General features: G+C 67.3%; 11 protein-coding genes. 9 read left to right on the top strand and 2 right to left on the bottom strand.

The window, feature by feature from the left end; translation table 11 throughout:
- Positions 1-84: 84 nt before the first annotated feature.
- Positions 85-1428, top strand: a complete 1344-nt coding sequence (locus AB0F51_RS28050) for a GH1 family beta-glucosidase (protein ID WP_360284703.1) — start codon at positions 85-87, stop codon at positions 1426-1428.
- Positions 1429-1477: 49 nt separating this feature from the next.
- On the opposite strand, the gene AB0F51_RS28045 is transcribed toward AB0F51_RS28050, so the two are convergent.
- On the bottom strand, positions 1478-2755 hold the full coding sequence (locus tag AB0F51_RS28045; protein ID WP_360284702.1) for a family 16 glycosylhydrolase: 1278 nt from the start codon (positions 2753-2755) through the stop codon (positions 1478-1480).
- Between the two features lie 238 nt (positions 2756-2993).
- Between AB0F51_RS28045 and AB0F51_RS28040 the strand changes: the two genes are divergently transcribed.
- The 3 genes from AB0F51_RS28040 (at position 2994) to AB0F51_RS28030 (ending at position 6194) form a co-directional block, all read left to right on the top strand.
- Positions 2994-4871 (top strand): ricin-type beta-trefoil lectin domain protein, encoded by a 1878-nt coding sequence (locus AB0F51_RS28040; protein WP_360284701.1) that lies wholly within the window; start codon positions 2994-2996, stop codon positions 4869-4871.
- Between the two features lie 144 nt (positions 4872-5015).
- Complete coding sequence (locus AB0F51_RS28035; RefSeq protein WP_360284699.1) at positions 5016-5837, top strand: MerR family transcriptional regulator; 822 nt, start codon at positions 5016-5018, stop codon at positions 5835-5837.
- A gap of 6 nt (positions 5838-5843) precedes the next feature.
- Complete coding sequence (locus AB0F51_RS28030; protein WP_360284697.1) at positions 5844-6194, top strand: VOC family protein; 351 nt, start codon at positions 5844-5846, stop codon at positions 6192-6194.
- A gap of 14 nt (positions 6195-6208) precedes the next feature.
- Here the strand turns inward: AB0F51_RS28030 and AB0F51_RS28025 are convergent, their stop codons facing one another.
- On the bottom strand, positions 6209-6979 hold the full coding sequence (locus tag AB0F51_RS28025; RefSeq protein ID WP_360284695.1) for a hypothetical protein: 771 nt from the start codon (positions 6977-6979) through the stop codon (positions 6209-6211).
- Between the two features lie 154 nt (positions 6980-7133).
- Here AB0F51_RS28025 and AB0F51_RS28020 point away from each other — a divergent pair, with 154 nt between their 5' ends.
- From AB0F51_RS28020 to AB0F51_RS28000, 5 genes are all read left to right on the top strand, one after another.
- Entirely contained in the window at positions 7134-7757 is a 624-nt protein-coding gene (locus AB0F51_RS28020) for an antibiotic biosynthesis monooxygenase (protein ID WP_360284694.1), read from the top strand.
- A 288-nt stretch (positions 7758-8045) separates the two neighbouring features.
- The gene (locus AB0F51_RS28015) at positions 8046-9344 is read left to right on the top strand and encodes an extracellular solute-binding protein (RefSeq protein WP_360284692.1); all 1299 of its coding nucleotides are present in this window, start codon (positions 8046-8048) and stop codon (positions 9342-9344) included.
- A complete protein-coding gene (locus tag AB0F51_RS28010) occupies positions 9341-10294 on the top strand; it encodes a sugar ABC transporter permease (RefSeq protein WP_360284690.1) in 954 nt (317 codons plus the stop codon). Before AB0F51_RS28015 ends, AB0F51_RS28010 begins: the two co-directional genes overlap by 4 nt.
- Positions 10291-11142 carry a carbohydrate ABC transporter permease gene (locus AB0F51_RS28005; protein ID WP_360284689.1) on the top strand — a complete coding sequence of 284 codons (852 nt, stop codon included), beginning with the start codon at positions 10291-10293 and terminating at the stop codon, positions 11140-11142. The genes AB0F51_RS28010 and AB0F51_RS28005 overlap by 4 nt, the downstream gene beginning before the upstream one ends.
- Positions 11139-12569, top strand: coding sequence for a GH1 family beta-glucosidase (locus tag AB0F51_RS28000; RefSeq protein ID WP_360284688.1), 1431 nt, complete (start codon positions 11139-11141; stop codon positions 12567-12569). The genes AB0F51_RS28005 and AB0F51_RS28000 overlap by 4 nt, the downstream gene beginning before the upstream one ends.

The raw sequence follows: 12569 nt of genomic DNA, 5'->3' as shown, positions 1-12569 counted from the left end.
CCGGAACCCGAAGATCGCTATGGCGGGTTCAGCGCTTCAACTATGCTTTGAAAAAACCCGCCTGCTACCCCTTGGGGGTCACTGATGGTCGAGCTCTCCCCGCTTCGGCGGGACTTCGTCTGGGGTACCGCAACCTCGGCGTACCAGATCGAAGGTGCTGTCGACGTGGACGGCCGGCTGCCGTCGATCTGGGACACCTTCTGCCGGGTTCCCGGCGCGATCGACAACGGTGACACCGGCGACGTCGCCTGCGACTCGTACCATCGCTGGCCCGAGGATCTCGAGCTGCTGAAGCAACTCGGCGTCGACGCGTACCGGTTCTCGATCGCCTGGCCCCGGGTGATTCCCACCGGTTCCGGCGCCGTCAACGCACCCGGCCTCGGGTACTACGACCGGGTGGTCGACGATTTGCTTGCCAACGGCATCAAACCCTTCGTCACCTTGTACCACTGGGATCTGCCCCAGGCGCTGCAGGATCTCGGCGGCTGGGAGAACCGCGACACGGCGTACCGGTTCGCGGAGTACGCCGCGGTCGTGGGCGCCAAGCTGGGCGATCGCGTCACCGACTGGGCCACGTTGAACGAGCCGCTGTGCTCGGCCTGGATCGGTCACTGGGAAGGGCGGATGGCGCCCGGGATCACGGATCCGGCGATCGCGGTGCGGGCGTCGTACCACCTGATGCTGGCGCACGGGCTGGGGGTCGCGGCGCTGCGCGAATCCGCGCCGAAGCCGCCGTCGGTCGGGCTGGTCGTCAACCTCAGCGGTGTCGAGCCGGCGTCGACGGAGCCCGCCGACATCCGCGCCGCGCAGGTTGCCGACGGGCACATCAACCGCTGGTGGCTCGATCCGCTGTTCGGTCGCGGCTTCCCGGTCGACATGATCGACGTGTACGGCGTGGAGTTGCCCGAGCAGCCCGGCGATGCCGAGATCATCGCGGCACCGACCGATTTCGTGGGGCTGAACTACTACTTCCGGCAGATCGTCAAGGCCGACGAATCCGTTCCGGTGCTGGGATTCAGCCAGGTGCCGGGTCCGAACCCAGAGCACACGATGCTCGACTGGGAGGTTCACCCGGCGGGGCTGGAGGAGCTGATCCTGCGGCTGACCAAGGAGTACGGAGCCGAGAAGATCTACGTGACCGAGAACGGTTCGGCCTGGGTCGACCAGCCGGACGAGGACTTCAACGTCGACGACGCCGCCCGAACCGCTTATCTGGAAGGGCATCTGGCGGCCTGCGTCCGCGCGGTTGAGCAAGGCGCTCCGCTGGCCGGGTACTTCGCGTGGTCTCTGCTGGACAACTTCGAGTGGGCCTACGGCTACGCGCCCCGCTTCGGGCTCGCCTATGTCGACTACCCGACCGGCAAGCGCGTGATGAAGACGAGCGGCAAGACCTACACCAAGCTGATCGAGAGCCACCGCCAGGCGTAAACGTAGTACGGGCCTTCTCAAGCTAGAAGGCCCGTACTTTTGTTGCTTGTTACAAGGTCCACTTCTGGGCGGCCGTGCCGTTGCAGGTCCAGATCTGCAGGCGGTTGCCGTTGGCGGGGTTGGCGGACGGGACGTCGAGGCACTTGTTCGACTGCGGGTTCACCAGATCGCGGGCGCCGGTGTAGGTCCACTGCTGGGCCGGATTCCCACTACAGGTGGCGATCTGGAGTTTGGTGCCGTCGGCAACTCCACCACCGGCGACGTCCAGACACTTGCCGAGGGCACGGATCGTGCCGTCACCCGGGCGGCTCCACTTCTGGGCCGCGGAACCGTTGCAGTCGTACAGCTGGACCGGCGTACCGTCGGATGCGTTCGCTCCGGCGACGTCCATGCACTTGCCCAGTGCCTTGACCTCGCCACCTCCACCGCCGCTGCTGGTGAGGCTGTTGACGCGGACGTAGTCGACGACCATCGTCTGTGGCATCACCGTGCTGCCGTCGGGGTAGCCGGGCCAGTAGCCGCCGACCGCCACGTTCATGATCATGAAGAACGGGTGGTCGAACACCCACGGGTCGCCGCCGAGGTCGGCCGGGGTCTTGCGGGCGAACTGGATGCCGTCGACGTACCAGGTGACGACGTTGGGCTCCCAGTCGACGGTGAAGGTGTGGAAGCCATCGGCGAACTGCTGGCCGTTCGGGAGCGTGTAGCGCGAACTGATCCCCTCGGCGGCTGAATAGCCGGGGCCGTGCAGGGTGCCGTAGGAGTTGCTCGGCTCCTTGCCGATGTTCTCCATGATGTCGATCTCGCCGTTGCCCGGCCAGCCGTTGTTGCCGGTGCCGAGCATCCAGAACGCCGGCCACAGACCCTGCGTGCGCGGGAGTTTCATCCGCGCCTCGTACCGGCCGTACGTGTTGGTGAAGGTCGCGGCGGTGAGCAGCCGGGCCGAGGTGTACTCGCACGGGCCGTAGTGGCACTGGAAGCCGCCGCTCTCGCGACGGGCCGTGATCACCAGGTTCCCGGCACCGTCCTTGGCGGAGTTGCGCGTGCTGTTGGTGTAGTACTGGCGCTCGTTGTTGCCCCAGCCGTGGCCGCCGATGTCGTAGCGCCACTTGCTGGAGTCCGGCGCCTGGCCGGCCGGGCCGTCGAAGTTGTCCTCGAAGAGCACCGGGCCGACCGCGGTGGCCGCCATCGGGGCGGTCGCAGCCGCGGCGGACGCGGCAGCCGTAGTACCGGCTGTTGCTGGGGACTGGAGGAGAGCGGTGCCGAGTACTGCGACGCCTGCGGCGGCGAGTGCTGCGGACCGGATCCGGGGACGCGGGAATCTCATGCGTGCCTCATTTCTCGCGGTTGGGGGCGGGGGGCGGACTGTCGCGAGACAGGGAATCGCTGGCTGGCAGCCTGCTGTGAGAACGCTCTCAGGTCAAGGCCACACATAAATATAAGTCGTGAAAAAAGCCTCGGCGCACCGTTGACAGCGCCGTTCACGAATGGTTACCTCGTGCTGACCATCAGTTGCGGCGCGGGCAGACGCCTCAAAAACCCTTGAGCAAAAGGGAGATCCGCCCATGCCCTCGCCTCTGCCTCGCCGCCGACGTGCACTCCTCGCCCTGGCCTGCCTCGCGGCGCTATCGGTGATCGCGACAGGCGTCAGCCACCCGCAGCCCGCGCACGCGGCCGGCGAGCAGGTCAATGTCTGGCTGACCACCACCAACGACTCCGCCGGCCGCAACGTGACCCGCGGCCTGCAACAGCAGACGCCGGTGAACTTCGGCCCGGCCGGCGGCAGCGCGAACCAGACGATCACGGTCAACGAGAACACGACGTACCAGACCTTCGAAGGCGGTGGCGCGTCCTTCACCGACAGCGCCGCGTGGCTGCTGAACAGCAGCAACACGATCAGTGCGACCACCCGCGACCAGGTGATGAAGGACCTGTTCGACCCGGTCAACGGGATCGGGCTGGCCTTCACCCGCAACCCGATGGGCGCCTCCGACCTGGCCCGGTTCAACTACTCCTACGACGACACCTGCTGCGACCTGAACGACTTCACCATCAACCACGACCTGGCCGACGTGGTGCCGCTGACCAAGCAGGCCAAGCAGCTGAACCCGGCGCTGAAGGTCAAGGGCGCGCCGTGGAGCGCGCCGGCCTGGATGAAGGACAACAACAAGTTCACCAACCGCGGCTGGCTCAAGGCCGAGTACTACCCGCTCTACGCGCAGTACTTCGTGAAGTACGTGCAGCAGAACGCGGCCCAGGGACTCAAGATCGACTACGTCTCGGTGCAGAACGAGCCGACCTGCTGCGGCACCGACAACACCGGCTACGCGTCGATGAACTGGAACGGCGCCGGCCTGCTGAACTTCACCAAGAACCACCTGATCCCGGCTTTCCGGGCGGCCGGCATCACCACCAAGGTGATGATCCTGGACTACAACTGGGGCAACTACGACGACCTCGGTTCGGTCCCGCTGAACGACGCCGGTCTGCGCGCCGACCCGCTGTTCGGCGGCATCGCCTGGCACGGCTACGGCGGTGACGTGAACCTGCAGAGCACGATCCACAACCAGTTCCCGGCCGTGAACCAGTACATGACCGAGCACTCCGGCGGGACCTGGATCCCGAACCAGCAGGTCGAGGACATGAACAACCTGATCGACTACACCCGCAACTGGAGCAAGTCCTGGGTCAAGTGGAGCCTCGGCCAGGACCAGAACATGCTTCCGTACGTCGGTGCCGGCTGCAACGTCTGCACCGGGCTGGTCACCATCCAGCGCGGCGGTTCGCGGGCCGGCCAGGTGGACAAGACGATCGAGTACTACACGATGGGCCACCTGACCAAGTTCGTGAAGCCGGGCGCGGTCCGGATCCAGTCCGACGCGAACAGCTCGGTGAAGAACGTCGCCTGGAAGAACCCCGACGGCTCCAAGGCGCTGATCGCGTACAACACGACCAGCGGCAACCAGTCGGTCCGGGTGAACTGGGGCAGCCAGTCCTTCGTCTACACGCTGCCCACGAAGACCTCGGCGACCTTCACCTGGTCGGGCAGCCAGAGCGGTGGCGGTACCGGCGGCCAGATCACCGGTCTGGCCGGCAAGTGCATCGACGTGGCCGGTGCGAACAGCGCGGACGGTACTGCGGTCAATCTGTACGACTGCAACGGCACCAGCGCGCAACAGTGGAGCCGGCCTGGTGACGGCACCCTTCGCGCCCTGGGCAAGTGCCTCGACGTGGCGGGCGGTTCGACAGCGGACGGTGCCCAGACCCAGCTCTACACCTGCAACGGCAGTGCCGCCCAGCAGTGGACCTACACGAGTGGCCGCGACCTGGTGAATCCACAGGCGAACAAGTGCCTCGATGTCACCGGCAACAACTCCGCGAACGGCACCAGGCTGCAGATCTGGAGCTGTACCGGCGCCGCGAACCAGAAGTGGACGATCTGACTTCCACCTCCTGAGCAGGTGTCCGCACGAGGACACCGGCAGCCCGACCGCCACCGCGCCCCCGGTGGCGGTCGGGCTGCGTCCGGAACGGCGCGGAATACCGGCCTTGACTCTCCGGTAGGCGGAGGGTGAAAGGTTGGCCCCATGACGGCGTCAGTGACCATCGGAGAGTTCTCCCGGCTCACCCATCTCAGCGTGAAGACCTTGCACCACTACCACGAGATCGGGCTGCTCGCGCCGGCCCGGATCGACGCGTCGTCGGGGTACCGGCGGTACGAGACGGCGCAGGTGCCGGTGGCGCAACTGATCCGGCGGCTGCGCGATCTGCAGATGCCGCTGGCCCAGGTGCGAGCGGTGGTCGAGGCGCCTGACGTCCAGACTCGCGATCAGACGTTGCGGCTGCACCTGGACCAGATGGAGCGCGAGCTCGCCCAGACCCGCGACGTGGTCACGTCACTCCGCTCGATGCTCACGCTGCCGGCGGGCGAGCTCGCGGTCGAGTACCGGTTCATGCCGGCGTTCCGGGCGTACTCCGTGACCGACCGGGTCGAGCGCGACTCGATCGGTGAGTGGTGTGCGACGACCTTCGGCCTGCTCGGCGAGATCGCCGGCCTGCACGGCATCGCGGCCACCGCCGGCGCGACGTACAGCGACGAGTTCTTCACCGAGGAAGTCGGCGAAGTGGTCGGCTTCCTGCCGGTCGCGCCGGACCAGTCCGCGATCGACCGGGTCGGGTTGACCGACCTGCCCGCGGGTTTCTTCGCGATCGCCCGGCACGACGGGCCGTTCACCGACTTCGACCGCGTCTACGGCGCGCTCGGCAGCCACGTCGCCGAGTACTGCGAGGTGGCGCCCGGGCCGATCCGTGAGCTGTACCTGGTCGGCCCCGGCGACGGCGTCGACGAGTCCGAGTTCCGTACCGAAGTCTGCTGGCCGATCCAGCGGATCCCCACCCCGAAAGGCTGAATCACCATGTCCATCACCCTCGAACACGTCGTCTTCGACTGCACCAACGCCGCCGAGCTGGCCGGCTTCTGGGCCGGTGTGCTGAAGTCGGAAGTGGATGCTGGAGGCAACGAGTTCTTCGCGACCGTGAACAAGGGCGGCGACGGGACCGTGCTGATGTTCATCCAGGTGCCCGAGCAGCGGGTCGGCAAGAACCGGCTGCACGTCGACCTCGCCACCCGCGACTGGGCCGCCGAGGTGGACCGCGTCGTCGGCCTCGGCGCCAAGCGGGTCGGCGAGTACGACGAGTACGGCACGCACTGGATCACCCTGGCCGACCCCGAGGGCAACGTCTTCGACCTCGCCGAAGTGCGCTGACCCACCGGCCGGACTCAGAGTGGTTGGTACCGGCGGCCGTCCGCGGTGCCGGCCACTTCGTCCAGCAGCTCGCGAGCCTCGGCCGTCGGCCAGCGGAAGGCACGGGCCAACTCGGCGGCGCTGGCGTCCAGCATCGTGTCGAGGTACTGACGAGCTGCCTCGCTGTGATCTGACCGGCCGCCGACATCGAACTGCTCGCAGGTGAGCGTGAGCAGGGTGGCCGGCCAGCCGTTGCTCTGCTCCTCGATCCCCGCGGTCGTCACCAGCAGGTTCTTCTGCAGCTCGCCGATTCCGCGCTGGTAGCTGTTCTTGTCGCCGACGAGCGTGCGGAGCGAGGCGCTCGACATCGGCTCCAGTGCCAGCGCCGCGGCGATCTCGTGCGCCACGGGGGAGAGTTCCAGGCGCTCGTGATCGTCCAGCTCGCCCTCGCCCGGGTAGAGAGCGGCCAGCAGGGTGGGGGACAGGAACGTGCCCCGTCCGCCGACGAAGGCGCCGTACCAGGCGAGGCCGCGCCGCGGAAGCTCGTCCTTCCAGCCCCAGACCTTCTGCTCGTTCTCGTTCATGCCCTCGGCGAAGGGCTCGACGTCCTCGCCGGTGACGGCCTCCCACAGTGACGGCCCGATCGGTTTGGGCGCCGGGAACAGCAGGGCGAAACCGACGTCGTCGATGAACTTCCCGGCCCGCTCGACCGAGCCCACCCGGCGCCCGCGCACCCACCAGCGAGTGGCCCGGGCCTGTGCGAGTTCGTCATCCCACGGTCCGTCCGGAGTACTTGTACGCGCCATCCGGACAGTCAATCACCGGGCGCCGACAGTTGGGCTCGCCGGCGACCAGGTGAGAGGCCGATGGGAGGTATTGCGAGCCGACGGCTACCGGAGGAATGTGGACAGGGACCGGTGGCGCCACCGGGGTGCCGCCCAGATCCGAAGGGGGTGGACCGTGTACGCGCGTTCCACCACGATCATGGCCAGGCCGGAGTCCATCGACGCCGGCATGGCTGAAGTGCGCGACAGCGTGATGCCCATGATCACGCAGATGGAAGGCTGTATCGGCCTGTCCATGCTGGTCGACCGGTCGTCCGGGCGGTGCATCGTCACCAGCGCCTGGCGGTCCGAGGAGGCGATGCGGGCCACCGACGAAGAGGTCCAGCCGATCCGGGAACGCATCGGGGAGATGCTTGGTGGCAGCAGCCCCCAGGTGGATGAGTGGGAAATCGCCGTCCTGCACCGCGACCACCAGTCCGCACAGGGTGCCTGCGTCCGCGTCACCTGGATGCAGGTCGACTCCGCGGACCTGGACCGGGCGATCGACGTCTACCGGCTGGCATCCCTGCCGAGGGCCGAGGAGCTCGCCGGCTTCTGCAGCGCCAGCCTGCTGGTCGACCGCAGCTCCGGTCGTGCTGTCTCCTCGGTGACCTACGACAGTTTGCAGGCGATGGAGAGCAACCGGGATGCGGCCGCAGCGCTGCGATCGGCGGCTTCGAAGGACGCTGGGGCAGAAGTGCTCGATGTGGGCGAATTCGAACTCGCGCTGGCCCACCTGCGGGTGCCCGAGCTGACCTGATTGCCGCCAGGTCAGCAAACAGGAACCTGGCAGCTGTGGTGTGGGGGACACCCGCAGCCAGGTGGGCCCTCGGACAAATCCTGGGGACCTCGGACCTGTCCGAGGTCCCCGATTCGTGTCCGCGGCAGGACCCGCAGCGACCCCGGTAACGGCCCCGCAGGACCGAAGCAACGGCTCGGACTCGATTTGGGAACGCTCCCACTGAGGTCTTGACAGCGCCCACACTGCCCTCGATGCTCTTGGGAGCGCTCCCAGATGAGGCGCAGAATATCGAGGAGGGGTCAGGCGATGAGCCAGACGAAGCGGTTCCTGGCGGTCACGGTGGCTGCCGTGACAGCAATGGGCATGGTCGGGGCATGCAGCAAGGAAACGGCCGGTACCAAGCCCGCCGCGGACGGCCAGATCAACCTGGTCGTCGACACGTTCGGGGACTTCGGCTACAAGGCGCTGGTCGAGCAGTACCAGAAGGACCATCCGAACGTGAAGGTCGAGCTGCGCAGTGTGCAGAAGCTCGACGACTACAAGCCGAAGCTGACCCAGTACCTGGCCGCCGGTACCGGCGCCGGCGACGTGGTCGCGCTCGAGGAGGGCATCCTCAACGAGTTCAAGACCCAGCCGCAGAACTTCGTCAACCTGCTCGACCACGGTGCGGCCGACCAGCAGGCCAACTTCCTGCCGTGGAAGTGGGAGCTCGGCAAGGTCGGCGCCGACGGGCCGCTGATCGGGCTCGGCACCGACGTCGGCGGCCTGGCCGTCTGCTACCGCAAGGACCTGTTCGCCAAGGCCGGCCTGCCGACCGACCGCGACGCCGTCTCGAAGCTGTGGCCGGGCTGGGACGAGTTCATCGCCACCGGTAAGAAGTTCACCGCGGCCAACACCGGCGCCAAGGGCTTCGTCGACTCGGTCACCACCAGCTTCAGCGCGATGCTGTCGCAGGCGGGCGAGACGAACTTCTACGACCGGGACAACAAGCTGATCGCGGACTCCAACCCGGTCGTCAAGCAGGCCTGGGACACCTCGATGAAGATGGTGTCGGAAGGTGTCAGCGCCAAGGTCCCGACCTGGTCGAAGGACTGGGAGGCGGGCTTCAAGAACGGCAGCTTCGCGGTCACCATGTGCCCGTCGTGGATGCTCGGCATCATCAAGACCAACTCCGGCGCCGCGAACGCGGGCAAGTGGGACGTTGCCGCGGTGCCTGGTGGCGGTGGCAACTGGGGTGGCTCGTGGCTCGCCGTACCGGCGCAGAGCAAGCACCCGAAGGAGGCCTACGAGCTGGCCAAGTTCCTGACCACTCCGGAAGGTCAGGTGGCCGCGTTCAAGGAGGCCGGTCCGCTGCCGTCCTCGCCGAAGGCCCTCGACGACCCGGCGTTCCTGGCGCTGACCAACGACTACTTCTCCAAGGCTCCGGTCGGCAAGATCTTCGGTGAAGGCGCGAAGTCGCTGAAGCCGGTCGTGCTCGGGCCGAAGCACCAGGCCGTCAAGGAGCGTGCCTTCGAGCCGGCCATGCAGGCCGTCGAGCAGGGCAAGCTCACCCCCGACAAGGCTTGGCAGCAGGCGCAGAAGACCGCTGTCAAAGAGGCGAAGTGACCTCTTCCAGCGTCGTCCGGTCGCCGGCGGCAGCACATGCTGCCGGCGACCGGGTTCCCTGGCGCTCCCGGCTTGCGCGCGCGGATGTGAAGTTCGCGCCCTACTTCTTCATCGCGCCGTTCTTCGTCCTGTTCGCGATCTTCGGGGCGTTTCCACTGATCTACACCGGCTGGGTGTCGCTGCACGACTGGCACCTGATCGGTGAGCACACCTTCGTCGGGCTCGGTAACTACACGGCGCTGTTCTCCGACCCGGACTTCTGGAACGCGCTGCGGAACACCGTCGGCATCTTCGTGATCGCGACCGTGCCGCAGCTGCTGCTGGCACTGACGATGGCGAACCTGCTGAACCGCAAGATCCGCGGCCGGACCTTCTTCCGGATGGGCGTGCTGATCCCGAACGTGACCTCGGTGGCGGCGGTCGGCATCGTCTTCGGGCAGTTGTTCGCCCGCGACGTCGGCCTGGTCAACTACGTCGTCACCACCTTCGGCCTGGACGCGATCGACTGGCAGGCCAACACCTGGTCCAGCTGGGTCGCGATCGCGGTGATGGTCGACTGGCGCTGGACCGGCTACAACACCCTGATCCTGCTCGGCGCGATGCAGGCGATCTCCAAGGACCTGTTCGAGGCGGCGGCGCTGGACGGCGCGACGCCCCGGCAGCAGTTCTGGCGGATCACCGTGCCGATGCTGCGCCCGACCCTGGTCTTCACCGTGATCATCTCCACCATCGGTGGCCTGCAGCTGTTCACCGAGCCGGTCATCTTCGGCAACGGCCGGATGCTCGGCGGCACGATGGGCCAGTTCCAGACGGTCGCGATGTACATGTACGAGACGGCGTTCCAGCGCTTCCAGTACGGCTACGGTGCCGCGATCGCCTGGTCGCTGTTCGGCCTGATCGTGGTGTTCTCGCTGATCAACCTGCTGCTGGTTCGGAGGGCGGCCCGATGACCGCGATGAGAGCCGCCTCGGTGCGGCTGTGGCGGACCAGCCCGGCGACGTACCTGGCCCTGATCGTGGGCTGTGTGCTCTCGGTCTTCCCGATCTACTGGATGGTCGTCGTGGCCACCCGGTCCAACGACGTCATCAACGACGTGCCGCCGCCGTTGCTGCCCGGTGGTGAGCTCGGCGCGAACGTCGGCCGGGTGTTCGCCAACGAGCACGCCGCGTTCGCGTACGGGCTGGTGAACTCGCTGGTGGTCTCCAGCGTGGTGACCGTGTCGGTGGTGTTCTTCTCCACGCTGGCCGGGTTCGCGTTCGCCAAGCTGCGCTTCCGGGGCCGCAACGCGATGCTGCTGATCATCGTCGCGACGATGATGGTGCCGGTCCAGCTCGGCCTGATCCCGCTGTACATGCTGATGGTGAAGATCGGCTGGAACGGCAGTCTGCAGGCGGTGATCGTGCCGTTCCTGGTCAGCGGTTTCGGCGTCTTCATGATGCGCCAGTACGCCGCCGAGGCGATCTCGGACGAGCTCGTGGAGGCAGCCCGGGTGGACGGTTGCTCGACCTTCCGGATCTACTGGAACGTCGTGCTGCCAGTACTGCGCCCCGCCGCCGCCGTGCTCGGTCTGCTGACCTTCATGCAGACCTGGAACGAGTTCATCTGGCCGTACGCCGTCCTCGACGCCAACACTCCCACTGTCCAGTTGTCGCTCAGCCTGCTGGCGACGGCGTACTACACCGACTACGCGCAGGTGTTCGCGGCGACGGCTCTGGCCACGCTGCCCTTGTTCGCGGTGTTCATCCTGTTCGGCCGCCAGATCATCGGCGGCATCATGGAAGGTTCGATCAAGTCGTGACAACCGAGAGCCAGACCGAGCCCGGCACCGGACTGGAGTTCCCCACCGGGTTCCTGTTCGGCGCGGCCACCGCCGCCTACCAGGTGGAGGGTGCCGCGACCGCCGATGGGCGCGGGCCGTCGATCTGGGACACCTTCTCGCACACGCCGGGCCGAGTGCTCGGCGGCGAGACCGGCGATGTCGCGATCGAGCACTACCACCGGTACCGCGAGGACGTCGCCCTGATGTCCGAGCTCGGGCTGAAGGCGTACCGCTTCTCGATCTCCTGGCCGAGAGTCCAGCCGAACGGTCGCGGCGCGCTCAATCCGGCGGGGGTGGACTTCTACTCGCGGCTGATCGACGAACTGCTTGCCGCCGGCATCGAGCCGTGGCCGACCCTGTACCACTGGGATCTGCCCCAGCCGCTGGAGGACGCCGGCGGCTGGCCCGAGCGCGACACGGCGGAACGGTTCGCGGACTACGCCGGCGCGATCACCGCAGTACTGGGTGATCGGGTCAAGCAGTGGACGACGCTGAACGAGCCGTGGTGCTCGGCGTTCCTCGGGTACGGGTCCGGCGTCCACGCGCCGGGACGGCAGGATCCCGCGGCAGCGGTCCGGGCCGGGCATCACCTGATGCTCGGACACGGCCTCGCCGCCGGCCTGATCAGATCCGGCGGCCACCAGGTCGGCGTGACGATCAACCTGTACGACGTGGCGCCGGTGAGCGACCGCGAGATCGACCTCGACGCGGCGCGACGGATCGACGGACTGCAGAACCGGTTCTTCCTCGACCCGGTCCTGCTGGGTTCTTACCCGGCTGACGTGGTCGCGGATCTTGCCTCGGTGACCGACTTCTCGCACGTCCGAGACGGCGATCTGGAGATCATCTCGACTCCGCTCGACGTACTGGGTGTCAACTACTACAGCCGGCATGTCGTGACGGGCGAGCAGACCGACGGTGACGACGGGCATGGGGGAGGAGTCGGCAGCGGAGCATCGCCCTGGCCGGGGAGTGAGCACGTCGGCTTCCTGAAGGGCGAGTTGCCGGTCACCGCGATGGGGTGGGAGATCCACGCCGAGGGGCTGACCCGGGTGCTCGAGCGGGTCTCGCGGGAGTACCCGCCGGTGCCGCTGTACGTCACCGAGAACGGGGCGGCCTTCGCCGACGTACCGGATGCTGACGGGCTGGTCCGCGATCCGGACCGGATCAGCTACCTGGACGGGCATCTGCGCGCCTGCCAGGCGGCGATCGACCTGGGCGTGCCGTTGCGCGGCTACTTCTGCTGGTCGCTGTTCGACAACTTCGAGTGGTCCTGGGGCTATTCGCGGCGCTTCGGGCTGGTCTACGTCGACTACGACACGCAGATCCGGACGCCGAAAAGCAGCGCGTTTTGGTACGGAGACCTGATCCGAGGCAGGCCTAGTGTCCCGCTTGCGGGACACTAG

The sequence above is a fragment of the Kribbella sp. NPDC023855 genome (assembly GCF_040639475.1).
Taxonomy (GTDB): domain Bacteria; phylum Actinomycetota; class Actinomycetes; order Propionibacteriales; family Kribbellaceae; genus Kribbella.
Note: the sequence above shows the minus strand (reverse complement) of the source record. Positions and strands in the feature narration are given on the sequence as shown.

Excerpts from the sequence above, each read along its gene's own strand:
- AB0F51_RS28050 (WP_360284703.1), top strand. The coding sequence starts at position 85 with ATGGTCGAGCTCTCCCCGCTTCGGCGGGACTTCGTCTGGGGTACCGCA.
- AB0F51_RS28045 (WP_360284702.1), bottom strand. The coding sequence starts at position 2,755 with ATGAGATTCCCGCGTCCCCGGATCCGGTCCGCAGCACTCGCCGCCGCA.
- AB0F51_RS28040 (WP_360284701.1), top strand. The coding sequence starts at position 2,994 with ATGCCCTCGCCTCTGCCTCGCCGCCGACGTGCACTCCTCGCCCTGGCC.
- AB0F51_RS28035 (WP_360284699.1), top strand. The coding sequence starts at position 5,016 with ATGACGGCGTCAGTGACCATCGGAGAGTTCTCCCGGCTCACCCATCTC.
- AB0F51_RS28030 (WP_360284697.1), top strand. The coding sequence starts at position 5,844 with ATGTCCATCACCCTCGAACACGTCGTCTTCGACTGCACCAACGCCGCC.
- AB0F51_RS28025 (WP_360284695.1), bottom strand. The coding sequence starts at position 6,979 with ATGGCGCGTACAAGTACTCCGGACGGACCGTGGGATGACGAACTCGCA.
- AB0F51_RS28015 (WP_360284692.1), top strand. The coding sequence starts at position 8,046 with ATGAGCCAGACGAAGCGGTTCCTGGCGGTCACGGTGGCTGCCGTGACA.
- AB0F51_RS28005 (WP_360284689.1), top strand. The coding sequence starts at position 10,291 with ATGACCGCGATGAGAGCCGCCTCGGTGCGGCTGTGGCGGACCAGCCCG.